Annotated in this window: 14 protein-coding genes; 7 read left to right on the top strand and 7 right to left on the bottom strand. The window is 34.5% G+C overall.

Annotated elements, in window-relative coordinates:
• Positions 1 to 7: 7 nt before the first annotated feature.
• The 4 genes from PW52_RS04080 to PW52_RS04065 form a co-directional block, all read right to left on the bottom strand.
• Complete coding sequence (locus PW52_RS04080; RefSeq protein ID WP_044631633.1) at positions 8 to 7339, bottom strand: choice-of-anchor J domain-containing protein; 7332 nt, start codon at positions 7337 to 7339, stop codon at positions 8 to 10.
• A 172-nt stretch (positions 7340 to 7511) separates the two neighbouring features.
• Positions 7512 to 8660, bottom strand: a complete 1149-nt coding sequence (locus PW52_RS04075) for a tetratricopeptide repeat protein (RefSeq protein WP_044631632.1) — start codon at positions 8658 to 8660, stop codon at positions 7512 to 7514.
• A 4-nt stretch (positions 8661 to 8664) separates the two neighbouring features.
• Entirely contained in the window at positions 8665 to 10191 is a 1527-nt protein-coding gene (locus tag PW52_RS04070) for a helix-turn-helix domain-containing protein (protein ID WP_165586752.1), read from the bottom strand.
• A gap of 342 nt (positions 10192 to 10533) precedes the next feature.
• Positions 10534 to 13551 (bottom strand): T9SS type A sorting domain-containing protein, encoded by a 3018-nt coding sequence (locus tag PW52_RS04065; protein ID WP_082050828.1) that lies wholly within the window; start codon positions 13549 to 13551, stop codon positions 10534 to 10536.
• Positions 13552 to 13943: 392 nt separating this feature from the next.
• Between PW52_RS04065 and PW52_RS04060 the strand changes: the two genes are divergently transcribed.
• Positions 13944 to 15047, top strand: coding sequence for a CNNM domain-containing protein (locus tag PW52_RS04060; RefSeq protein WP_044631629.1), 1104 nt, complete (start codon positions 13944 to 13946; stop codon positions 15045 to 15047).
• 61 nt (positions 15048 to 15108) lie between these two features.
• Here PW52_RS04060 and PW52_RS04055 read toward each other — a convergent pair whose 3' ends face one another.
• Together PW52_RS04055 and PW52_RS04050 are read right to left on the bottom strand one after the other, a co-directional pair.
• Complete coding sequence (locus PW52_RS04055) at positions 15109 to 15489, bottom strand: hypothetical protein (protein WP_044631628.1); 381 nt, start codon at positions 15487 to 15489, stop codon at positions 15109 to 15111.
• A 66-nt stretch (positions 15490 to 15555) separates the two neighbouring features.
• Positions 15556 to 16656, bottom strand: coding sequence for a serine hydrolase domain-containing protein (locus PW52_RS04050; RefSeq protein WP_165586751.1), 1101 nt, complete (start codon positions 16654 to 16656; stop codon positions 15556 to 15558).
• Between the two features lie 151 nt (positions 16657 to 16807).
• Between PW52_RS04050 and PW52_RS04045 the strand changes: the two genes are divergently transcribed.
• From PW52_RS04045 to PW52_RS04015, 6 genes are all read left to right on the top strand, one after another.
• Entirely contained in the window at positions 16808 to 17281 is a 474-nt protein-coding gene (locus PW52_RS04045; protein ID WP_044631626.1) for a methylated-DNA--[protein]-cysteine S-methyltransferase, read from the top strand.
• A 222-nt stretch (positions 17282 to 17503) separates the two neighbouring features.
• Positions 17504 to 17794, top strand: a complete 291-nt coding sequence (locus PW52_RS04040) for a DUF4442 domain-containing protein (RefSeq protein ID WP_316930118.1) — start codon at positions 17504 to 17506, stop codon at positions 17792 to 17794.
• 47 nt (positions 17795 to 17841) lie between these two features.
• A complete protein-coding gene (locus PW52_RS04035) occupies positions 17842 to 18987 on the top strand; it encodes a serine hydrolase domain-containing protein (protein WP_117584354.1) in 1146 nt (381 codons plus the stop codon).
• A gap of 25 nt (positions 18988 to 19012) precedes the next feature.
• Positions 19013 to 19726, top strand: a complete 714-nt coding sequence (locus PW52_RS04030) for a 3'-5' exonuclease (protein ID WP_044631625.1) — start codon at positions 19013 to 19015, stop codon at positions 19724 to 19726.
• A 16-nt stretch (positions 19727 to 19742) separates the two neighbouring features.
• Positions 19743 to 21422 carry an ABC transporter ATP-binding protein gene (locus PW52_RS04025; RefSeq protein ID WP_044631624.1) on the top strand — a complete coding sequence of 560 codons (1680 nt, stop codon included), beginning with the start codon at positions 19743 to 19745 and terminating at the stop codon, positions 21420 to 21422.
• 378 nt (positions 21423 to 21800) lie between these two features.
• Positions 21801 to 23762, top strand: a complete 1962-nt coding sequence (locus PW52_RS04015) for an acetoacetate--CoA ligase (protein ID WP_044631622.1) — start codon at positions 21801 to 21803, stop codon at positions 23760 to 23762.
• Here the strand turns inward: PW52_RS04015 and PW52_RS04010 are convergent.
• Positions 23759 to 26107 carry a penicillin-binding protein 1A gene (locus PW52_RS04010; RefSeq protein WP_044631621.1) on the bottom strand — a complete coding sequence of 783 codons (2349 nt, stop codon included), beginning with the start codon at positions 26105 to 26107 and terminating at the stop codon, positions 23759 to 23761. The genes PW52_RS04015 and PW52_RS04010 overlap by 4 nt on opposite strands.
• Positions 26108 to 26122 lie beyond the last annotated feature (15 nt).

Here is a 26122-nt window from a genome sequence, read left to right as displayed (position 1 = left end):
TTTACAATTAGTGCGCTCTGTTTATGTAAACCCATCCTGTTTCAGAGCTTCCATTGTCTTTTTGAAGGTTATAAAAATAAGTGCCATCTGGTAGGTCTTTCCCTTTATTAGTAGTCCCATTCCATTGGTTGGTGTAATTACCATTAAAGCGATACACCTCAACACCATTTCGGTTATAAATATTAAGTCTTACTACACCAAATCCGGTTAAATCGAACGTATCGTTTTTACCGTTACCATCGGGCGAAATACCTTTAGGAATGTTTCTACACGATAAACGACTTGTAGTAAAACTTGCAGTTGTAGAACAATCGCCAAAATTAACCACAACGGTAAATGTAATTGGTGTAGTAAGGTTAGCACTTGCATCGGCATAGGCAGTAACATCAAACATATCAGAATCATTCCCAACAACATTACCGCTGGCATCCATCCAAGTATAGCTTACTTCGCTCGCTTCATACGAACTATTAACAGGCGATACAGTTAACCAATAAGATTCATTTTCGCAACCGCCTTCAATTTCAGCTTCAATAGCATCTAAAACAGTAATATTAAATGTTGATGTATTTCCTGCGGAACAGTTTGCAATATCATCTAAAACTTGATAGGTAACATTATAATTTCCTTCGGTACTTGCAGCAATATTAATTTCACCTGTTGTGGCATCAATCGATAATCCTGCTTCTGCTGAAAATGTTCCACCAGTTGTAAATCCTGATGCTAGTTCTGGTAAAACGTTAGAGCTTGAAGCACAATACACATCATTTTCATATGTAAAATCTGAAACTGTTGCAGTTGCTTCAATAATTTCAATACTTAAACTATAAAGACCATCTGCTTCACAATTAGTTGCATCGCCTTGGTAAGTGTAAGTAATATTATGCGTTCCTGAAGAAGCATTCGATAAATCGATTTCTCCAGTTGAAGCATCAATAGTTAATGTTGATGAGCTAAAAGCTCCACCAGTTGTAAATCCTGTTGCTAAGATTGGCGAAATTGTTCCGGTTTCAAGTTCACAGAACGAGGTCATTCCATAATCGAACGTTGTAACAGGTTCGATAGCCGCTGTAAATTCAATAGAAGCATTGTAAGTTCCCGATTGCGTACAAGTAGCATCATCACCATTAAAAGTATATGTTACTTGATGTGTTCCTACAGAAGCTGAAGTGATATCGATTTCTCCAGTAGCAGCATCAACCGTTAATGTAGATGAACTAAATGTTCCACCTTCAGCGAACCCTATTGCCAAACTTGCTGTTGGGTTTGTGGTAGAAACAACACATGTTTCGCTGTAACTAAACATTAACTCTGGCGTAATAACATCGTTTATGGTAACTACAATTTCGCTACGTGGACCTTCACAACCATTAGTATCGCGATTAGCAACATAATACGAAGTATTCCCTACAGTTGCTGTACTTGGCGTAATTGCTGTTGTACTTCCTGTTCCTCCCGTTTCGGTGGTGTACCAAACTAAAGCATATTGACTTGTAGTTGTGGCAGTTAATTCGGTAGCCGTTGCATCTAAACAATACTCAATTGGTGTGGTAACCGTTGGCATATCGGCAACACCGTTATAAGTAAGTTCTATGCTGCTAGAGCAATTACTTGTTTCCCAAATAAAAGTATAAGTACCAGGATATAAGAAACCTGTAACTTCGGCTTCTCCTGGGTTGTTGTTATTAATAGTAACATCTCCCGGATTACCGTCGGCAGCCACCCATTCTCCAATACCATTAGCATTTAACGTTGCTGTTGGATCGGTACAATCTACTTCGAAAGGAGTGGATATAATTTCGTTTGTAGACCAAAACTCAATAGCATCTAAAACGTTACCAATAATGTTGTCTTTAGACCTAAAAATAATTCTTGTTTGGGTTTGACCAGCAGGCACTTGATAATCGTCCATTACAACACTCCAAGCTTGTGTTGGACCTAAATGTTCATTAATCATAGTATAAGGTCCTCCTGGAGCACCCGCAAATACTTGAATAGAATTATCGTCGAACCTACCTAAATGCGCGTAGCTAAACTCTAGTAAAGTAATTTCTGAAGTATCAAAATCTCGATACAACCCTTTTACATTAATATTATCGTTAGGATCGATTTCTACACCTTGATCGGAAAGTAATTGCGCACATTGACCGCCTTCATACGGCTGAAAACCAGGAGCGTTTAAAGACTCCCACAGGAATAACCCGCTTGTAGTGTCTAAATTTGATCTCCAACCAGGCACCGTATTAATATTTACAATGGTATTTACACCACTTAAACCATTTAAACTAGGCTGTTCGAAATTACCATTAATAGTATTTCCTATACATATATCGTTTGGTGTACTAATACATAAGTTTAATAAATACTCGGTATCTTCTGCACTTACTTTAGATAAGCGAACTTTATAGGTATCGCCAACAACCAATGCACTAGAATACATAGCTGAAATAGCATTGTCGTAGCTACAACTTAATTCTTGTAAGTCACCAGAACCGTCATCTTTATAAAGCGTCATAACAATATCTGGATAAACAGGATAGCTTCCACTTACTCTGTAGTTACCTGTATAAAAACTAGCAACTATATTATGCACCTTTGATTGTGCTGTAAAGCTGAACCAAACATCGTTTGAAATATTACCTTCGCAACTCATGGTTTCGGCTGAAGCTGTAGCTGAAATAAACGACACAGCTGTTGTTGATTCGTTACAAGCTTCAGCGTTATTTATTGGAACTTCCAAAGCGGTTGATACGTCGTCGTTTCTAACAAACGGATATGGTCCCGACCAAAAGCTTTCATCATCTGTTCCGCAAACAGCTCTAACAAAATACTCGTAAGTTGCAGCATTAGGATCTGAAAAATCTGAAGCAACAGGCATATACGAATTTGTTGAAACAATGGTTCCCGATTGCGGAATAGTTTGATTTTTAAAAGGCTGTACAGCTACTTCCCATTGCGATTCGCTTCCACCAGCGTCCCATGAAAACTCCATAGTTTCGCTAACCGATAAATTGGTTGGCTCTGGACAAGAAATTACACCACACGAAGCGTAACCTCTATAAACTGTTGTATTTATCGCCATTCCTGATGTATTCATGAAAACTAAATTGTTTTCAGCATCATAAATTTCAACCGTATAATTTTCATACTGTGCTGGGTTACCACCACCACCTGGAATAGTAGCAAGAAAAACGCTAAACTCTACTCCAGAACAGAAATTAATAACATAAGTATCGTCGTCTATATTATCGAATGGTAACGACTGCGTTACTTGGTTATTTTGTGTAATATCTAAACGTATTGAAATATCGGAATCACTATTTAACACAAACGTATACTGACATAAATTATCGAAACTACATTTAGTTGTAAACTGTATAGGACCTGTCCAAACAGCTTCTGTATCTCCAGAACAAACAGCTCTTACATACACATCGTATTTTGTAGCAGCCGTTAATCCTGTTATATCGAACGGGTTTGTAGTTGCATTGTATAAATAACTAGGATCGGTATCGCCAACTGGTGCTGGCGTTCCTGTTGGTTGTACAGATATTTCCCAAGCTGTTTCGCTTCCGTTAGCATCCCAACCCACTTGAACTGTTGTATCTGTAATAGTATTTAAAGTGATATTTGTAGGCTCTGGACAATCGGGAATATCTTCAATATTAACATTATCGATTACTAAAGTTTGACCTCTGTAAGGTCCTGTACTCGGGAAATATGGCACATGAAATGCAATATTAACATCTCCTATAATATTTGTTGGGATATTAATAATTTTAACCTTGTACTCGGTATTATTTATAAGTACCGGATCATCATCAGAATCGTATAAAACGGTTGTAAATTGATCTAATCCTATTCCAGTGGTTGATAATAACACCTCTAAATCTTCGCTAAAGAAACTATCGTTAACACGGTAATAATAACGTAAACGTTGATTTTCTGTTATATTAATAGTAGGCGAAATTAGCCAATCGTCGTTTCTACCATTTGTACCAGAAAAAATCGCAGCGGCTTGATCGCCTTCGTATGGATATGAAGCACTATTTAGTTCCCAAGCTTCAGCATCTTGGTTTTCGTTAAACACCGTCCAACAGCTCTCTGTTTCAGAATCGGTATTAAACGTTTCAACAAAAGGCAACATAAAACTATCACATAATGTTTTAAAATTAATAGGCCCAACCCAGTTACTATTTTCGGCATCACAATTAGCTAAAACATAAGCTTCATATTGAACATCGGCATTTAAGCTCGTTGTTGAAAAAGAAGGGGTTGTTACGTTTTCTCCCGCCGTGGTACTTGTTGGTGCTCCTGTTCCTGAAGGTTGAACAACCACTTGCCACGATGTTTCTTGATATCCAGGAGTCCAAGATAAAGTAGTGCCCGTTGTTGTAACTGTTTCAACGGCCAAATCTGAAGGATCTGGACATTGAGGTGCATCGGTTATACTAAAATCATCTATATGTAATGGTGAAGAACCGCTTACTCCAGGAGGAACTCTAATAGCGATGTAAATCGTTCCTGTAGCTTGAATAATTAACGATTTTTCTAAATAATTTGGGTTTGTAATGGTTTCTACAGGCGATATTACCGTGGTAAAACTAGATGCGTTTGCATTTGTTGTAGACATTAATACTTCAAAATTATTTATAGTAGATTGCGATGCAAAAGAAAATTCTGCACGATACTTAAATTTTAATTGTTTAGTTCCATCAATATTAATCGCTGGCGAAATTAAGTAGTCGTCTCCTCCACCAAAACCAAACTCGGCTTCGTTTTCGTTAATAGTCCATGTAAAACCATCATTGTTATTATCGGCCACTTGCCAACAAAATTTTTGAGTATTTACATCGTCTTCATTAAAACTTTCGAAAAATGGCGTGTCGTACGATGTACACTCGGTTGTAAAGGCGAATGGCCCAACCCAATTACTTTGGTCGTCGGTAGCACAATAAGCTCTAACATAAAATTCGTATCGTGTTCCAGGTTCTAAACCGGTAGCTTGATGAGGAAAATTAGTAGACGTTAATTCACCACTTCCTGTTGGAACTCCAGAACCCAAATCTTGTATAACAACTTCCCATTGCGTTTCTTGGTCACCTTTATTCCAAATTAACCAAGCCGAATCTGCATCAATATTAAGTGCATTTAATCCTGTTGGGTCTGGACAAGTTGGTTTATCTTCAATATAAACATCGTCAATTGAAAGACGCAATGCTGTTTCTGATGTGTTTGGGCTTACGACAAAAGCAATGTTTACTTGCCCTGATATGTTTGCAGGAATATCTACAATAGTTTCTTGAAATGTTGTATTATTTATTGTAGTTTCGGGTAATACAACTGTTGTAAAATCGTTTACACCAACTCCAGTAGTTGATAACACAATAGCGTATGTTGAAACCCCTTGAGTTGTTGCATGTTTATAGCGAATTCGTTTTTGAGTAACACCATCGAAGTTTATTTGTGGTGAAGCATAAATATCGTAATTCTGTTCTTGTGAATCACGTATTCTTACGGTTGCATAAGCGTTTGTTACTGCGCTTCCAATAAAATCCCATGTAACTCCATCGCGGTTTTCGTCCATTATGGTCCAACATGGTTCTGGTGATTCTGTAGTTGCATTATTAAAGCCTGTATAATATGGCGCATCGAAAGCAGTACACTGCGTTGTAAAAGTAAATGGCCTGCTCCAAACACCTGGAGTACCATCGCAAATCGAACGCACATAATAATCGTAAGTAGTTGCAGGTGTTAATCCTGTTAACAGGTTATTTGTATTGGTTGTTGTTTGTGTACCCGAGGTTGGCTCGCCAGCTCCGGTTGCAACAATGGCGTAATCCCAAGCACTTGCAAAACCGCCAACATTATCCCATGAAACACTAGCACTAGTATCGGTTAAACTATTAATATCTAAGTCTCCTGGAGGCGCACAAGTTGGACTTGTTATTTCCAATTTAAAACAAATTCCTGCCGTTGAGGATAGCTGAGAAGATACTACAATAATATAAGTTTGTCCAGCTTCAACAAATAAATTAGAAATGGTTTTAGGATCGTTACTGTTAACGGTAATTACACCAGCTAAACAATTCACACCTACATTAGAACAACCATTATACACAAATAATGAACTTCTAGAGTTCCAACAATTATCATCTGGATCTCCACCAACACCAGTTTCTTGAGTTAAGGTAATTAAACCATCTTCGGTTGGTGTGTAAGATAAAAACACTTTGCTTCCTGCCAAATGATTTGCCGTTGAAGAACTTATTAAACAGTTACTACCTTGTGTTGAGTAAACTTCGTTTTCGTTTTGCCAATTCGAAAGATTGTCTACCATTAAAAATGGGTCTGTATCTAGATTTTCTAATACAATTGGTGTCGCACAAGACAATCCTAGTTTTAAGGTTTCGAACGCGTAAGGACCCGTCCAAGTACTTTCGGTATCATTATCGCAAATAGCAGACAAGTAAACCTCGTAATTGGTTTGGCTATCTAAGTTTGTTAAACTATAACTGGTTCCTGAAATAGGAATACCGCTATCGGCAGGCACACCACCTTCAGGTAAAATTTGAATTTCGAAATTTGTAGCACTAGGATGCGACCATGTAATATCGGCCGAATCTATAGTGATATTATCTATAGAAACTTCTTCATCTAAAATCTCCGAACAACCTTGTACAATAGCCACATTATCTACAAACCATTCGTCGCCAGTTGGAGAAGCCCCATTTTGAGTATTTACAGCTACAAAAGCCACGTAAATATTTAAGCCTTGAGGAATAGAACTTGGTATTTCGACTACTTTCTTTTCGTAAACCGTTTGCGAACCAATATTTAAGGTTGTTTCGGTATAACTTTGCAGTACAATATTAAACCCATTAATATCGGGCTGTGCCGCTGTTGAAATTCTAATTTCGTATTGCGCACCATTATCGTCGTTACTAGACTGTTTAGTGTAAAATTGAATTTCGCCATTTTCTGGAACTGCCACTTGTGGTGTTACCAAAAAGTATTGTGCTGTGTTTTGGTTGCCAATATTATCGGCTCCAGGATTAACCGATACCGCATTGCTTGCAAAATACCCATCGGTGGTGGCTTGCCAATTTAAAGTACCAACGCCATTATCGATTATGGTCCATGTTCCAGGAATTCCACTTTCGAAATTTTCAGTTAACTGTGCATAATTTTTGTTCGAGAACAGCATTAAAATGCTAAGTACAAAAAAGAATATGAGGGTGCTTTTTTTGTAAATTGTGCTTTGTGCGTTTACCTGCGAATTGAATTTAAAATTACCAGCAGACTTACCAACAAATACACATTGTAGTTTGTTTTGCATGTTAAGACATTTTCAGTTAGAGTTTTCAATGTCCAAGATAAATAATATAAAGGTGTAAACTAAGGCTTAGTATTTGCTTTTTACTGAAATTTGAAACCCAAAAATTAAACATAAAAAACTAACAATCAGATACATAGGTATGTTTTAGATATTTCTTAACACTCTAGATGTTTTATTGCGTATTTTGAATAGAATCTATTGTTTTTTGTAAAGATTTTATTGTTTTTCGGTTGTTTTTATAAAAAAAGAACAGCGAAACAAACACTAAAAAAGAAAAAACAAGTATCCATATAAAGCGAATTTTATATTTCTTATTTAAAATTTCTAAATAATTATTCTGGTTAATTTTATTTTTACTTAAAGAATCGCTAATTGAGTTTCGCTCTGAGGTCTTAATATCTAATTGAACTTCTAAATATAAATTGTAATAATTTCGATATAATTCCCAATTATTTAAGGCTAAATAATTTTCAAAAAGTCCTTTATAAATTGCCGAATTTAAAACTAGATCTCCAACATTTTTTGATTGATTCAAAGCCGTTAAAAGTAAATCGACCGATTTTTGATAAGCACCTTCCAATGTATAAACCTCAGCTAACCCTTTTTGAGCAAACGAAATTAAACTACTTGCATTTTCTAATTCTGCAAAAGCAATAGATCTGTTAAAACTGTTTTTTGCGAGTCCGTATTCCGATTGTAAAATATAGCAATTCCCTTTATTATAATACACAATGCTTAAATTAGCATTATGACTTTGATTTTCTAATTTTTGATATTGATGAATTCCTTTATCGAAAAACTCTTGAGCAATATCGCAATTTAAATTATCCTTGTAAATGAAACCTTTAACTATATAACTGTTAGCCAAAAGTTTACCAACCGAATCGCGCTCGGGATAAATTAATGCTTGGGCTTCAGTTTTTTCTAAAAACTCAATGGATTTATCGAATATTTTAAGTTGTTGGTATAAAATTCCGGTAGTAAAAAGTATTTCAATTTCTAGTTTTTTGTCATTTATTTGGCTTGCTAAAACACCTGCTTTGTCACTATATTCAAGTGCTTTTTGATAATCGCGCTTCGAGGTATAAGCCAATGACACCAACATTAAAGCTCGTGTTCGAATGGTTTTTGAATATGAAGTGTTTTCTGCCACAGATACACCTAATTCTATAGACTTATCCGGCGTTTCGTAAACTCTATTTTTACTTGCTTTAAGTAAACTATCAATTTGTTGTACGTTAGTCTCAAGACCATAAATAGCTCCCGAAATAACACTTAAAAGTATTAAGAAAATAAAGCGATATATTGGTTTAAGTATCATTTATTTACGATTCTTTCTTTTTATTAGCCTCGCGCTCTTCTTTTATTAAGTTGATGAAAGTTGCCGGAGACATACCAATTATAGACTTAAACACTGTAGCGAAACTGCTGTGAGATGAGTAACCACTTTCTTCTGCTAAAAAGCTTATTTTATAATTTATATAATTCGGGTCATTTTTTAACTTATTTATAATGTAATTTAACCTTAACTTATTTATGAAAGTATTAAAGTTATCGTTATAATGTTTGTTAATTATTTCTGAAAGATATTTAGTATTAGTTTCAAAATGTCCTGCTAACAAGGCTAAGGACATATCTTTGTTTAAGTAGATTTTGGAGTTCTCAAAACGCTTAAGCTTTTGTAAAATTGTTTTTTCGGTTTCTGCCGGAATTACAATGCGATTAGCTCTTGGTTTTGTTTTAGGTTTTGTTTTTTTAAACGTATTTCTACTTATCTCTAAATATTTAATAATTTCTTGTAACCGTCGTTTTTTTCCTTGGCTTTTTTGCCACATAAACACACTTATAATAAACAGAATAACTAGTCCAAAAACTAAAAAGTTTTGATATTTTTTATAGGTGTTTTCTTTTAATATCACAGCTTGATTATCTTCGCTATTTATTAAATTAAAAACAGTGTTTATGGCATCTTGCTCCATTAATTCCACCTTATTATTTAACACCAAAAATTCATCATTATAAACCCGGTGCTTGCTTTGTTGATTGGTTGCTATATAATTAATAGCAATAGCTCTATTAATCTCCATTAATAGTACAGGATTTTGTATTATTTCGGCAAATCGAAGTGCAATAAAAAGCGATTCTTCACTTTCGTTAAATTTTTTTTCTTGCAAATAAAGCTCTCCTATTTCTTTATAAATAATAGCTTTTTCGTTCAAGCTATTTATTTGCATAGGGTGTATAAATTTCAAGGTTTCATCAATATATTTTTCTGCTAAATCGTACCTTTCTAATTGTTTATACGCAATTGCCGTTAACAACAGTAGTTTTTGATGTTCTGGTTTATGTGAGTTTAAAAATGACTTAAAATTATTTAACTCTTGTTGTATTGCGCTTAAAGCTTCTTGACTTTGCCTTAGGTTTAATTTAAAGTTTATATCCTCTAAAGCTACAAGATATTGAATAGAATCTTTAGTGCTTTTTTCTGAAATATGGCTTACTAATTTTTTAGCTTCGTTTAGGTGTTGTTGTGATTGCTTGTCTAAATACAATACCCGCAATATTTTTGCTTTTTCTAGGCTAATATCAATTTTAACTAGACTATCAATATTAGGCGAACTATTATGTACTTTAAAAATAGCATTAGCGGCCTTATTATAACTTCCCTTTGTAAAATAACTTTTCCCAAGAATAACATTAAGTTGCGCTTTATCACTAATATGCACGGTATTTTTTAAAGCATGTTCGGCTATTTTAATAGCCTCATCGGGATTAGAATAAATTAGTTCCTGAGCTTTATTTAATAAATCATTCTCTTGAGAAAACACTGACGAAACACAAAATAATAACATGCAAAAAAACGCTTTGATAAAGCGTTTTTTAAAATATGTTAAACTTTGATTCATAAACTCAAAAGCATTTCAATTTCTACACATACAGAATTTGCATTTTTTCAATCAACAAAATTCAATCAATGTTAAAATTTTCAACAAAAGAATTAAAAAATGATAAATATACTAAACTTTAATAAAGTTTTACGACCACAAAATAATCATACCTATAATTTAACTAAAATTATAAAAGAAAACTTAATAGTAAAACAAAAAAGCTTGAGCAAAAATGCCCAAGCTTAAAAAAAATGACCTGCTATACTTTTTACAGAATAAGCAAATAATTAAAAATGAATTATGAAATTATTTCTTGATAACCTTAAACGTTTTTACTGAAGCATCAATTTTAACCGATACAAAGTAAACACCATCTTTTAGATTATTCATATCTACCATAGACTTTATGCTGTTTGGCACAACTCGCTTTACTTCTTGCCCAACGATATTGCGAATGCTAATACTAGAAATAGCATTTCTTGCCTCAAGAGTTAATGTGTTTTTTACTGGATTTGGATAATAAGTAAATCCTTCAAAATTAACATCATTAATATCTAATGTCTCATCTGGGTAAGCGTTAAAAGTAAATTCTGCTGCTGAAGAAGCTTGAATACTTACTAAATAAGTTTTTCCTGCTTCCACAGGGCCAGAATCCGATCCAGATTCAAAACAACTATTAATTTCGCCACCTAAATATTCTAAATCTGAAGAACAATCGTTAGAACTGTATACAGTGTAATAAGATGTTCCTGAAGTTCTCACTAATTCAAAATGATAAGTACCCGTTTTAGTTGGTGTAAATTCGTACCAAACCGTTTCGTTAGTAGAACTAGCACAACCTTCTGGAGAATAGTATACAACATCGGTTACATTAATATTTCCGGTAATTTTATTAGCTCCAGTTGCATCTGGAGATTCGTTAAAGGCTAATGCACTCGAACAATCACTATGTGCTACAGCATCTGGTAATTTTGTTAAATCTAAATCAAACGTGATGCCTGGATATGTAAGCGCTGTTTGTACCATTACATAATATGTAGATGAACTACTTAATGAAATAATAAAATCGCTACTTGAATTACATGAGGTAGATTTTTCTGTTAAACTACCACAAATGCCTTCGTAAACTGAAAAATATACAGAACCTGTTTGACCAGTTGGGTTTTCTGCGATAGAGAATTGATAAATGCCATCGACAGTTGGGTTAACAACATACCAAACATCACCATAACCAGAAGTATTACAAGCATTATCGGCAGACGGTAATGCGCCTACAGTTGTTCCTGATATAGTTTCTAGCGCATTATCGGCTGTTGGCGCTGTTAATGCAGTAGCACTAGAACACTCATCGTTTGCCGGCGGACTAGATAATTCTCTAACACAAATATCAAAACTTTGCGCATACTCTCCAGAGTTATTAGAAACATTGCGTAAGTAATAGGTGTTACCAATTGTTAAACCGGTATAAGTCATATAATTTCCTGTTGTACAAGATATGCTTGTTAAACTACCGCAAGTACCTTCGTAAAACTCAGTAGCTTGAATAGTTCCCCCTGTACCAATTACAGCAGTTACATTAGAATATTCTACAACCATACTTTCTTGTGTAGCAACAAAATGAAACCAAACATCGTTTGTATTATTACCACAAGTTACAGTATCGCTAGTAGATTCTGTTGCACCAGCATTCGATGCCGATAACATATTTGTACAAGTATCGTCTGCATTTACCGTTAAGACAATACTACTTGAACATTCATCGTTAGCAGGAGGACAATAAAAATATGCAGATGCTGTTGCAGAACAAGACGCTTCATCGTCGTTTGTTACTGTAAACTCAACAGTCGATCCGCTTGCATAAGGTCCTGCACTAACTACACCAGTTGCAGAAATATCTTCATAAGTATTACCCATATTATCTGATAAAGTTAACGTAGTAGCATCGCCTAAATAGTTTATATCTACATCTACTGTAAATTGATTGTTTCCACAATCGGCAACAGGTGTTAACTCTCCAAATGTTGGGTTAATACATGGATTTTGTTCAATAAATAAATTATAAGAAAAAGTAGCACTATTATTACTAGTACTTAAAACAACGTAATATGTTGTTCCAGCAGAAAGAACAATATCGTTTAAAGTTCTTTCATCTGCAACACCACCAGAAGGCGCACTGTAAGCACCAACATAACCTAAACATTCGGTAGCCGTATCTATACAACCTTCAACAACGTGAATGGCTGCTCTACTACCAGTTGCAGGTAAAATGTTTGTAACCGAAATGTTTATTGACATGTCTGTAGCTGGTGTAATTTCATAAAATACTTCGTTACCACTCATGTAAGTATTACTACATGGGCTCACATCAATATTATCTTCGTAATTAGCCGTATCGTCTTGGTGTAAAAATGGGAACGTAGAAACTGCAATTGGCTTACTACAACTTGTACCATCTATAGGTTCAACACGAGTTGTAAACATTTCTTCTGTGCAGCTTGTTGCACTTCCTATAGCATTGTAAGGTACAATGTTTACGTAATAATCGGTTTCGTATGCTAAACCTGTTACATCGTAGCTAGTTCCTGTTACATCTACAGCATTTACAACATCGGTTCCACCAGAAGTAGTACCAACAGAAAGCGTGTAACCAGTTGCCAAACCAGTTGCTCTACTCCATGTTAAAGTAGCATCGGTTTCGGCTGTGTTAGATGCATTTAAAGGTGATGTTAAAACAGCATCACAATTAGGTACCGCATCGGCAACCTGTGTTAAAGAAACATTATCGATAACAACCCATAATACAAAAGTAGAAATAGTAGAAGCTGTAACTACAAAACGCGCTTGAAAATCGCTAGCATTAGCAATAGTACCAGCATTTACATTTACAGTTCCACAAGTTTGGTTATCTACAAATGTAAAATCACTATCGGTTATTGTTGTAAGCGGATTCCAAGTTGTACCATCTGTAGTATATTCTACCGCAATAGAACCCCAACCAGATGCTGGACCTGTATAAGCTACAGGAGGAAATTGACTTGTTTGCTCAAATATATTATATGAAAAGCTAACAGTAAGATCGGTACCGTTTGAAATAGCCGAATAATTAGGTGTTGATAAAGTTTCTGATCCGGCTCCTGTAAATGCAGTTCCCATAGCATATTCAGAACCATCACAAGTAAAGTTCGCTGTTGCTCCAAAATTGGTTTCTGTCCAACCAGTTGGAACACCGTTGTTAGATAGCCCATCGAAATTTTCTACAATCTCGATTTGAGCAAATGCAGTGATGCCGATTAGCATCATTAAACAAAGCGTAATTTTTTTCATAAAGTTTCGGATTAATATAAGTTAGTTATACACCCTAAAGGTATACAGACAATTATTATAAATAAAGCTTATGTTTTTAGCTTTTACCGAAATTTGAAAGCACAAAAATAATATTAAAAACTTAATAATCAGTAACTTAAATCAATAGCTGAATAAAATTTAATTATTCGCATTGAAAACAGCAAAACACAAAAATAAACCGTGTTTTTTAACTATTTTCGCATTTTTTTTCTATCAAAATTTTATTATTTACTCATTTTTTTAACAATATTCATTTTTTTTATACAAGTACTAAACCTAAGATTAAACTATATTTAAGCAATACTAAAAAAGCCTTTAATTGTAAATTGCTTTTTGTAACTTAGTCCTATATATAAACTATATTCCAATTTATGGCCTTACTTATTTTTTACGGCGTTATTTCCATTTTTTTTTCATTTCTATGCTCTATTTTAGAAGCTGTTTTATTAAGTGTTACCCCTACTTTTATTAACCTGAAAAAACAGGAAGGAAAAGCTTTTGCCACAAGTTTAGAGCAATTAAAACAAGATGTAGACCGCCCCTTAATTGCTATTTTAACACTTAACACTATTGCACATACCGTTGGTGCTATTTTAGTTGGTGTGCAAGCTAAAGTGGCTTATGTTGAAATATATGGCTCGAAAACCTCAACCATTTTTGGCATTACTGTTACCGAAGATTTAATGGTTGGTATCGTATCATCTATTATGACTATTTTAATACTTGTAGCATCAGAAATAATCCCTAAAACAATTGGTGCAACCTATTGGAAAGGATTATCAAATTTTACAACAAAAGCACTTCATGTTTTAATATTTCCTTTAAAATGGACAGGTATTTTATGGTTACTACAACTTACTACAAAACTTATAGGAGGCAAAGGTCATGGCAGTGTTTTAAATCGTGAAAGCTTTATGGTAATGACTGAAATGGCACATAAAGAAGGTGTTTTTCAAGAAAACGAAAGCAAAATCATTAAAAACTTACTTACTTTTAAAGAGGTGTTTGCTAAAGATATTATGACGCCGCGAACAGTAATGAAAACCGAAAATCAAACTGCAACTGTTGAAGACTTTTTTAAAAGAAACTTAAATCTTCGTTTTTCTAGAATTCCTATTTACGCCGATAACCCAGACAATATAAAAGGCCTTGTTTTAAAAGATGAAATTTTTAAAGAAATGGCGCTTGGAAACGGCAATAAAAAGCTAGAAGAATTGCAACGAACTATTATAATTGTAAACCGTGGCCTGCCAATTCCTACCCTTTTTGAACAACTAGTTGAAAGCCGCAACCACATGGCTTTAGTAGTTGATGAATATGGCAGTGTAAGTGGTTTGGTAACCATGGAAGATGTTATTGAGACTCTTTTAGGATTAGAAATTATGGATGAAAGTGATACTGTCCTAGACCTCCAATTACAAGCTAGAAAAAGCTGGGAGGCACGAGCTAAAAAACTTGGAATCATAGAAGACTAAAAAAATAAGTAACGGCGTGAAATACAAATGGTTTCATGGCGTTCAAAAAAACTAACATCAATTAATCTTTTGTTCCCGACCAAGTTCCTGAAATATTAAAATTTGGGTTATTCCATGTACCTGAAGATGTTACTTTTGCAAATTTCCCTGTAAAAGAAGCCCCATTATCGGAAGATCCTAGTACTGCATCTAAATTACCCTTTTCATCTATAGTTCCTTCTATTTCTAAAGATGCTTTTAAACTATTAGAATACGCTGTTCCTGTAACTGTACCATTTGCATAGACGAATACAGAAAAGGTTCCGGTATCATCACCACTAAATGTTCCCGACCAGAATCCTGACATTAAATCAATATTCATTTCGTCCGAATCATCACTTGATGAACAATAAAGTGTTGCCACTATTAAAAATAACATTAATAAAGATTTTGTTGCTTTCATACTATTTAATTTATTTATTTTCAAAGACATCATAACGAGTTTAAAACGTCTTTACTACGTTGTTTTTTAAAATTGATCCAGTTCTGTTTGCCAAGGAATGCTATCATTAGTCACTATATTTAGTAATAGGTTTTGAAAGTCTTGGTCAAAATTTTTCAAACTACTCCGATAATTTAGTAGTAAAACGACAGTTTTACCATTATTATGTATAATAAACCAAGTTCTTGTTCCAGGAAAGCTCCCTGTAAAATAGTATAGACCTTGTGATTCCCACACGCCCAACCCTCGCCCTAGGCTACTGTGAGAGCTAGTCTGTCTCATTATACTATTGGATAAATTACTTAATATTTCATCTCGATTGTAAAAACCATCTATAGCACATAAAAATCTCAGCAAATCTGGAGCACTTATAACACCTCCGCCGTCACCATCTCGTCGTGAAGCTATATTATAGATATAGGGAGTTTCAGCCTCATTGGCATAATAATAAACTTCATTTTCTTCTCTGTCTTCTTCTCTAAATGTGGTGATTTTGAAGCTAGTAATTTCAGAATCAGCAAGCATGCTTTGTATATAACTTTCAAAAGATTCACCAGAAACGCGTTCTATTACTCGAGCTAAAAGCCAATATCCTGTATTGCTATAACTAAATGATTGACCTGGAACATTTTGCAATGGCCAATTATTTATAAAATACTCTATAAAATCATTAGTATCTAGTTGAGGTTGATAGTCAATAGGGTCGCCACCAGACGATACGCCCCAACCGCCGTGTTCGTGCATTAGAAGATGATCAACAGTAATATTCAAATGATCTTCAGTAAAGGTTGACGTTCCAAAATCATTACCAAGTACGCTGTCATCACCGAAAACTTTATCGGTTAAAGACAACAGACCGTCATCAATTAATTTCATAATAGCAGTTGATGTAAATACTTTAGTAACGCTAGCTATTCTAAATACATCATCTTTGTTTGTGGGTATGTCCATCTCAACATTAGAAAATCCGAAACCTTTAGAGTACACCATTTTTTCATTTATGCTTACAGCTAAACTTGCTCCAGGTACATCATAGGTTTGCATAAAATTCTCAACAGCCTCATTAACATTAATTATATCTTCCTGTAAAATATTATTACTAGTATCATTCTCCGAGCTACACCCCAAAACAGTAACTGTTATTAGAATTAAAAAGAATAAAAAATTTGTTTGTTTCATAACTTGATAATTGTATTGTTTGTTTACTCATCGAATTAATTTTAAAATGTCATCAAAAAAAATTTTGCTGTTATATTTTGTATCTTAAGCAAAAAAATAAATGGAAGAATGTATCATTAACTCGCCAATAGGATTCACTAAAATTTCCGGAAATGAGAATGGTATTCAATCCATTACTGTTTTAAATTCAAAAGAAAGCTTAACAGATATTATTCCTATAATTTTAGAAGACTGTGTTATTCAATTAAAAGAGTATTTTGACGGATCTCGTAAAAACTTCAGTTTAAAACTAAATCCAAAAGGGACCGACTTTCAAAAACAAGTTTGGAAACTATTAGAACAAATTCCCTGCGGAAAAACATTATCTTATTTAGAACTTTCTAAACAACTAGGTGATATAAAAGCCATTCGAGCCGTTGCCAACGCCAATAGCAAAAACCCTCTTTGGATTGTAGTACCTTGTCACCGCGTAATAGGTAGCGATGGTAGTTTAACAGGTTATGCCGGGGGCTTACACCGCAAACAATGGCTATTAAATCACGAAAGCCCGTCTAAACAACAAACTTTGTTTTAGTGTGTACCAAACCATTACAAAATTAGCAAGAACATTTTTTAGCGATGCTCAAATATATAAATATGGCTTTAATTGGTCGCCAATGTATAGGCGAACAACAGCTAAAGTAACAGAAGTATCAAACGATTTGTTATACGTTAAAATAAAAATTCCTTTAAGCTATAAAAATTTTGTGGAACTATTTTTGGAGGCAGTTTGTTTTCTGCAACAGACCCACTTTACATGATTCAGCTTATAAATATTTTAGGAAAAGAGTATGTAGTTTGGGATAAAGCAGCAACTATAAAATATAAAAAACCAGCAAGAAGCACTGTTTATTGCGAGTTTATATTTAAAAACGAAGAAATTAAAAACATAAAATCTGAAGTTGCAAAACACGGAGAGTTTAATCTTATAAAAAACACAAGCATTACAGATAAAAACGGGGTTGTAATATCAGAATTAAGCAAAACCATTTATGTTGCGAATAAATCTTTTTACAAAGAAAAGCTAAAGCTTCGTAGAAATAAATAATCTTCATTTAAAATACTTATATTTATTTCAACTAAACCCTACACCCTATGAAATTTATAAAAAAGCTTCTTAAATGGCTTGCTGCAATACTTGCTCTTATAATAATTTTATTATATGTTTTTGATTATGATTATATTATTAAAGGCGTAAAAGTTGTTTATTTTACTGGCCATAAAACAGCTTTTATAGACGATTATCCGTACTTTGAAAACGATACCATAAAAAAAGGAACAAAGGTTGATGAATGGCCAATTCATAAAAACTACAACAGCGTAAAACCTACAGAAAAGCTCAAGAAAGTAAATCAAGATTGGGGAACCATTGCCTATGTAATTATAAAAAACGATAGTATTTGGTTTGAAAAATATTACGATGGGTACAATAAAGACTCTAAAACCAACTCGTTCTCAATGGCAAAAAGTATAACCTCAGCCCTATTAGGAAAAGCCATTATGGATGGTTATATAAAAAACCTAGACCAACCGTTAAGTGATTTTTATCCTCAATATAATTATGCAAAAACAACGGTTGGCGATTTATCATCAATGGCATCAGGCTTAGATTGGGTTGAGCATTACACAAGTCCGTTTTCGGTAACCGCACGAGCCAATTACGACGACGATTTAGCCGAAACCATTTTAAACCAAAAAGTAGTAAAAACACCAGGTGTAGAATTTGAATATTTAAGTGGAAGCACAGCTCTATTAGGCATGGTAATACAAAAGGCTACAGGAAAAACCTTAGCCAATTACTTATCAGAAAGTTTCTGGAAACCTATGGGAGCTGCCAACAATGCGCTTTGGCAACTAGACGACGACAAAAACAGGTTAGCCAAAACGTTTTGTTGTATTTCAAGCAGTGCTCGAGATTTTGCCCGCTTTGGCAAACTATACAAAGACAACGGTAAATGGAACGGCAAACAACTTCTAGACTCTGCATTCGTAAAAAAAAGCATTACCCCGCGCTTTAAAGAAAGTCCAGAATACGGCTATGGCTGGTGGCTAAAAGATGTTGACAACAAACACTTTTTTATGATGCGTGGCCACTTAGGCCAATACGTTTTAGTTGAACCCAACGACAACCTAATTATTGTTCGCTTAGGCCACAAAAAATCGCCCGACCAAGGCGTTGGTAAATTCACAAACGATATAACCGTTTATATAGAAGAAGCCTACAAAATGATGAATAATTAACACAGCGCTTTCGCGGAAAACAACCATGATACAAAAACTAAATCTTGAACATATATTATTTTTAGATATTGAAACCGTTCCAGAAACAGCAAACTTTTCAGATTTAGACGAAACCAAACAAACCCTTTGGGAACATAAATCGAAATACCAACGTAAAGACGATTACACACCTGAAGAGTTTTACGAACGTGCTGGTATTTGGGCTGAATTTGGTAAAATAGTATGCATATCTGTCGGTTACTTTAATTTTCAAGGTGATTTACGCAAATTTCGAGTTACTTCCTTTTTTGGTGAAGAAGCCAAACTTTTACGTGAATTTAAGAACTTAATCATTTCTCATTTTAGCCAAAATCATCATTTACTTTGCGCCCATAACGGCAAGGAATTCGACTTTCCATACATTGCGCGCCGCATGATTATAAATAATATCGAGTTACCATATAAACTTAATTTATTTGGTAAAAAACCGTGGGAAGTTCCACATTTAGACACCCTCGAACTCTGGAAATTTGGCGATTTTAAAACTTACACCTCATTAAAGTTATTAACCAATGTGTTAGGAATTCCGTCGCCAAAAGACGATATTGACGGTAGCGAAGTGTGCCGGGTATATTACGAAGAAAACGACATAGACCGAATAATAATTTATTGTGAAAAAGACACTATTGCTGTAGCGCAAATACTGTTGCGCCTACGCGGTGACGATATTTTAAATGAGGATGAAATTTTACATGTATAAAAATTGAAAAACTAAAATGGACAAAGCACCTATTTTATCGATAAATAATCTTAAAATTTCCTTTGGCAAAAATGAAGTTATCCATGGTATTTCCTACCAAGTTTTCGAAAACGAAATTTTGGGTATTGTTGGAGAATCTGGATCAGGCAAATCGGTGTCATCTTTAGCTATTTTAGGTTTGTTACCTAAAAAAATATCAAAAATTACTTCTGGTTCTATTTCTTATAACAATCAAGAATTAACAACCTTACCATCAAAATCATTTCAAGACATTCGAGGCAATAAAATTGCTATGATTTTTCAAGAACCAATGAGTTCTTTAAACCCGTCTTTGAGTTGTGGAGAACAAGTTTTAGAAATATTAACACAGCATACATTTTACGAAAAAAAGGAAGCCAAACCAGAAGTTATTTCTCTATTCGAAAAGGTAAAACTCCCTAACCCAGAACGGGTATTTAAAGCTTATCCCCATGAAATTTCTGGCGGACAAAAACAACGGGTAATGATTGCTATGGCCATTGCTTGCAAACCCGATATTTTAATTGCCGACGAGCCAACAACAGCACTCGATGTAACCGTACAAAAAGACATTGTTAAACTTTTAAAATCGTTACAAAGCGATACTAAAATGAGTATTATTTTTATTACTCACGACTTGTCTTTAATTTCCGAAATTTCCGATCGTATTTTAGTAATGTACAAAGGAGACATTGTAGAACAAGGTAAAGCACAAACTATTTTTAAGGAGCCTAAACACATTTACACCAAAGCCCTAATTAACTCTAGACCCTCGCTAGATACTCGATTAAAAGTTTTGCCAACCATTCAAGATTTTTTAGATGGCACACCAAAAACCGAAATCATTACCACAGAACAACGTACCGAAAACCATAAGAAAATATATAGTAAAGCACCTCTATTAGAGGTTATAAATGTTGAAAAAGAATATTTAAAGAAAGGTGGTTGGTTTACAAAACCGGAGAATTTTAAAGCCGTAAACGGTGTTAGTTTTAAGCTTTACGAAGGCGAAACATTAGGATTAGTTGGCGAATCGGGCTGTGGTAAAAGCACCTTAGGCAATGCTATTTTACAACTAGACAAGGCTACAGCAGGAAGTATTTTATATAAAGGTAAGGATATTACAAAGCTAAAAAATAGCGATTTAAAAACCTTAAGAAAAGAAATACAAATCATTTTTCAAGATCCTTATTCGTCTTTAAATCCACGTATTCCAATTGGTGAAGCTATTATGGAACCCATGAAAGTCCATAAATTATATCAAACAGATACTGAAAGAAAAGAAAAAACTATCGATATTTTAAACCGTGTTGGTCTAAGTGAAGATTATTTTAATAGATATCCACACGAATTTTCTGGTGGTCAACGTCAACGTATTGGTATTGCCAGAACTATTGCATTACAGCCAAAACTTATAGTTTGCGACGAATCTGTATCGGCATTAGATATTTCGGTTCAAGCCCAAGTGCTAAACTTATTAAATGAATTAAAAGAAGCTTTTGGTTTTACCTATATTTTCATTTCACACGACTTAGCAGTGGTAAAATATATGAGCGATCAATTACTGGTAATGAATAAAGGTAAAATTGAAGAATTAGATGATGCCGATGCTATTTACAGCAACCCTAAAAAGGCATATACCCAAAAGCTAATTCATGCTATACCCAAAGGGTTATAGCATGAAAATCTTTTTGGTTAAATAAAGCAAACTTTTCAAAAACTGTATATTTTTTTTAACAGTTTCCTTGAATTTGCTTTCAATTAAAGTAGGTTGTTCAGGTAGATTTGATGCAAAATTCATAGGTTTAAGATTTTAGTAGATTTGGGTCTACAATTTTGGTTAAGTTCAGGTAGATTTGGGTCTACATTTTTGGTTAATTTTTTAGCAGATTTGGCTAAATCTATTATTAATTATTTGGTTATTTTGGGCTCTACAAATATAATAGAGTTATTTAATTATATCGCTAAAAAACATATTTTTTCGTTGAAATACATATTTTTTTAACATTTGATAAAATTTTAGGCGTAAATCAACTAAATTAAAAACATACAAACTATGTCGGTTACACCACTTTATATACCAACAACTAGTGTTTTAAAACAAAGTCATTTAAATCAATATAGAAACTGGCTATCAATACATTACAACCTCAAATTTAAAAGTTACGAAGAGCTATGGACATGGTCCATTACACATATTGGAGATTTTTGGCAAAGCATTACTAAATATTTTAAAGTAACTTTCCATTCGCCATACAAAAACATTATTTCAAGCTACAATATGCCAGGTGTAAAATGGTTTGAAGGCGCCACTCTTAATTATACCGAACATATTTTTAAAAACTACCAAGCCACTAAAACGGCCATTATTTTTGGTCATGAATCAGGAACAATACAAAACATTACCTGGAAAGCGTTAAAACTAAAAGTTGCTGCCATGGCACATTATTTTAAAAGTATAGGCATAACAAAAGGCGATCGTGTCGTAGCATTTTTACCAAACATACCCGAAGCCACCATTTGTTTTCTGGCGGCAAATAGTTTAGGCGCAATTTGGTCGAGCACCTCTCCCGATTTTGGTGTTGATAGTGTAATCGATCGCTTTTCGCAAATAAATCCAAAAGTAATTATTGCTGTAAACGGTTATTATTACAACGGAAAACCCTACGATAAAACCGATGTTGTAAATAGTATTGTTAAAGCATTACCATCGCTCGAGAACGTTATTATTCATAATTATATAAAGGAAGCTAACGCATTTCCAGAGCACTATACAAATATTGAAACTCTTTGGAACAACACTGCTAAAACTTTAGAATTCACACCTGTTGAGTTTAACGATCCTATTTGGGTTTTATACTCTTCCGGCACCACAGGCCTGCCAAAACCCATTGTACATAGTACTGGAGGTGTTTTACTAGAACATTATAAATATATGGCGTTTCACAATGATGTAAAACCTAACGAAAATTACTTTTGGTTTTCAACAACAGGCTGGATGATGTGGAATTTCTTGCAAGCTTCATTACTCATGGGCGCTACTATGGTATTGTTCGATGGTTCTCCAACATTTCCCAATTTTAATGCGCTTTGGGATTTTTCCGACAAGGTAAACATCACTCATTTTGGCACCAGCGCACCGTTTTTAGTAACCAGTATGAAACGTAATATATCGCCAAAAACAACACACAGTTTATCGTCTATTCGATCCATAAGTTCAACAGGAGCCCCTTTACCTCCCGATGCATTCGATTATGTTTATAAACATATTAAAAATGATGTTTGGCTATGCTCAATGGCTGGTGGCACCGATGTTTGTACTGCTTTTGTTGGTGGTTGTTTAGACTATCCTGTGTATTCGGGTGAAATTCAATGTAGAGCTTTAGGTGTGTCGCTTTTTGCTTATAATGATTTAGCTGAAACAGTTGAAGATGAATTAGGCGAAATGGTAATTGATAAACCCATGCCCACAATGCCTATTTATTTTTGGAATGATGCCGAAAACAAACGTTATAAAGCCAGTTATTTCGAAGATTACCCAGGCAAATGGCGCCATGGCGATTTTATAAAAATTAATTCTGAAACACACGGATTAGTTATTTACGGACGCTCTGATGCTACTTTAAACCGACACGGTATTAGAATTGGTACTGCCGAAATTTATAGAGCAATTAACAACATAACCGAAATTGAAGATGCTTTAATTGTTAATTTAGAACTTGAAGGTGGTAACCATTACATGCCTCTTTTTGTAAAAATGAAACCCAACAACGTTTTAAACGACGATTTAAAAGCACAAATAAATCACGAACTTAAAACCGAATATTCACCACGCCACGTCCCCGATGCAATTATAGAAACTCCAGATATACCGTATACCATTAGCGGTAAAAAAATGGAAGCACCCGTAAAAAAGATTTTACTTAAAATGCCTTTAGAAAAAAGCATAAATATTGATGCTATGAAAAACCCCGAATCGGTGGCGTTTTTTGTTGATTTTGCTAAGAGTATTAGTTAAAAATCCAAATCATCTAAAGTTTCTTCGGTATTTGGAGTATCATCTGAAGCATTATTACCATCATCTTTAACTGAACAATCAATGTTAATGGTTAATTCCTTTGGCGCAATAAAGTCTTCTTTGGATATATTTAAATCGGCATCTGCATAACAATTTTTCATATAAACACCCCAAATAGGTAAAGCCATTGTAGCGCCTTGCCCGTAGGTAATACTTTTAAAATGCGCAGCTCTATCATCGGCACCAACCCAAACACCCGTTACTAAATTTGGAACCATACCCATAAACCAACCATCACTTTGGTTTTGCGTAGTACCTGTTTTACCAGCTATTGGGTTTGTAAACTGGTATGGATATCCTGTAATAACTTCTCTGTATTCTGCGCGCCACTTATCGTAACCTACGGTTCGTAAACGTGTACCCGAACCACCTTCGGTAACACCTTGCATTAATTTAACCGTTACATAAGCCGTTTCTTCACTTAAAACATCGCGGGTTTCTGGTTTAAATTGGTATAAAATAGTCCCGTTTTTATCTTCAATGGTAGTAACCATTACAGGTTTGGTATAAACACCTTGGTTTGCAAACGTAGAATAAGCACCAACCATTTCGTAAACACTAATACCTGGCGTTCCTAAAGCAATTGAAGGTACCGCAGGAATATCGGACTCTATACCTAATTTTTTAGCTAAATCGACCACGGTTTGTGGCCCCACTTTATCAATAAGTTGCGCAGTAATAGTGTTAACCGAATTTGCTAAGGCATTTTTTAACGATCGGGTACCACCATAGTCTGGCGTCGAATTTTTTGGACACCATTCTTCTGGATTTCCATATTTATTAGCTTCAATACAATAAGGTACATCTGGAAACTCATCGCATGGTGAATAGTGTAACTGATCGATAGCTGCTGTATACACCAAAGGCTTAAAGGTTGAACCTATTTGGCGTTTCCCTTGCTTTACCATGTCGTACTGAAAATGTCTGTAATTTACACCACCAACCCAAGCTTTTACATGACCTGTATGCGGATCCATAGACATCATTCCGGTACGTAAAAACGATTTGTAATAACGCATAGAATCGATTGGTTTCATAATGGTATCAATCTCGGTTGGTTTACCATTGTCCCAAGCAAAAACTTCCATTTGCGTTGGTTTGTAAAATGAATCTTCTATCTCTTTATTCGATTTTTTTAAATCGTATTTCATGTGTCTCCAACGCTCCGATCGGCGCATTGAACGATTCATTAGATCGGTAATCTCATCTTCCTCTAAATCTAAAAACGGTGCGGTTGGGTTTCTATCTGGCGTATTTTGATGAAAAAACTCAGCTTGTAGCCTTGGCATGTGTTGTGCTACGGCATCTTCGGCATGTTTTTGCATACGCGAATCGATGGTGGTGTAAATTTTAAGTCCGTCGTTGTATAAACTCCAGTTTTCACCATCAGATTTAGGATTGTCTTTTATCCACTGCTTCATAAAATCGCGTAAATATTCTCTAAAATATGTAGCAGTACCAGCATTATGAGTTTCAGGTGTATAATCAATTCCTAAATCTGTTTTTTGTAGAGAATCTTTAACCGTTTCAGCAATAAAATCATATTTATACATTTGTGCTAAAACCACATTACGACGATTTTTTACGCCTACAGGATTCCTTTTAAAATTGTACAATGAAGAGTTTTTAAACATCCCAACCAACATGGCCGATTCCTTTAAATCGAGCTCATTAGGTTCTTTATTAAAATAAATTCTGGATGCACTACGAATACCATCGGCATTATTACCAAAATCGTAAATATTAAAATATTGGGCTATAATTTCTTCTTTGGTGTATTGGCGCTCTAGGCGAATAGCGATAATCCATTCTTTAGCTTTTTGTAACACCCTTTCTACAATATTTTTAGACCCTTCACCATGAAATAATTGTTTTGCTAATTGCTGCGAAATAGTACTCGCACCGCCGCCTGCACCTAACTTTACAATGGCTCGTAAGGTACCACGAGCATCGATACCGGAATGTTCGAAAAAACGAGCATCTTCGGTCGCGACTAAAGCATCGACTAAATTTTGAGGCAGCTGATTATAACCTACAGGTGTACGGTTATCATCAAAATAAAACTTACCAAGGGTTTTTCCGTCGGAAGAAATAATTTCTGTTGCTAGATTGGTTTTAGGGTTTTCTAAAACCGTATGGTCTGGCATATCGCCAAAAGCGCCCCATGACGCTAATAAAAAAATAAAAATAACCGAAAAAATACCGCCTAAAAATAACCACCAAAACCAACGAATGTATTTTGAAAATCCTTGCGATTCATTTTCTTGTTTTTTTGCTTTAGCCATAATTTATTTTAATAA

The organism is Neotamlana sedimentorum, assembly GCF_000943565.1.
In the GTDB taxonomy this organism is placed as follows: Bacteria; Bacteroidota; Bacteroidia; order Flavobacteriales; family Flavobacteriaceae; genus Neotamlana; species Neotamlana sedimentorum.
Note: the sequence above shows the minus strand (reverse complement) of the source record. Positions and strands in the feature narration are given on the sequence as shown.

Bases quoted from the DNA above. Each gene is read 5' to 3' on its own strand.
- PW52_RS04080 (WP_044631633.1), bottom strand. From the start codon at position 7,339: ATGCAAAACAAACTACAATGTGTATTTGTTGGTAAGTCTGCTGGTAAT.
- PW52_RS04075 (WP_044631632.1), bottom strand. From the start codon at position 8,660: ATGATACTTAAACCAATATATCGCTTTATTTTCTTAATACTTTTAAGT.
- PW52_RS04070 (WP_165586752.1), bottom strand. From the start codon at position 10,191: ATGTTATTATTTTGTGTTTCGTCAGTGTTTTCTCAAGAGAATGATTTA.
- PW52_RS04065 (WP_082050828.1), bottom strand. From the start codon at position 13,551: ATGAAAAAAATTACGCTTTGTTTAATGATGCTAATCGGCATCACTGCA.
- PW52_RS04060 (WP_044631629.1), top strand. From the start codon at position 13,944: ATGGCCTTACTTATTTTTTACGGCGTTATTTCCATTTTTTTTTCATTT.
- PW52_RS04055 (WP_044631628.1), bottom strand. From the start codon at position 15,489: ATGAAAGCAACAAAATCTTTATTAATGTTATTTTTAATAGTGGCAACA.
- PW52_RS04045 (WP_044631626.1), top strand. From the start codon at position 16,808: ATGGAAGAATGTATCATTAACTCGCCAATAGGATTCACTAAAATTTCC.
- PW52_RS04040 (WP_316930118.1), top strand. From the start codon at position 17,504: ATGATTCAGCTTATAAATATTTTAGGAAAAGAGTATGTAGTTTGGGAT.
- PW52_RS04035 (WP_117584354.1), top strand. From the start codon at position 17,842: ATGAAATTTATAAAAAAGCTTCTTAAATGGCTTGCTGCAATACTTGCT.
- PW52_RS04030 (WP_044631625.1), top strand. From the start codon at position 19,013: ATGATACAAAAACTAAATCTTGAACATATATTATTTTTAGATATTGAA.
- PW52_RS04025 (WP_044631624.1), top strand. From the start codon at position 19,743: ATGGACAAAGCACCTATTTTATCGATAAATAATCTTAAAATTTCCTTT.
- PW52_RS04015 (WP_044631622.1), top strand. From the start codon at position 21,801: ATGTCGGTTACACCACTTTATATACCAACAACTAGTGTTTTAAAACAA.
- PW52_RS04010 (WP_044631621.1), bottom strand. From the start codon at position 26,107: ATGGCTAAAGCAAAAAAACAAGAAAATGAATCGCAAGGATTTTCAAAA.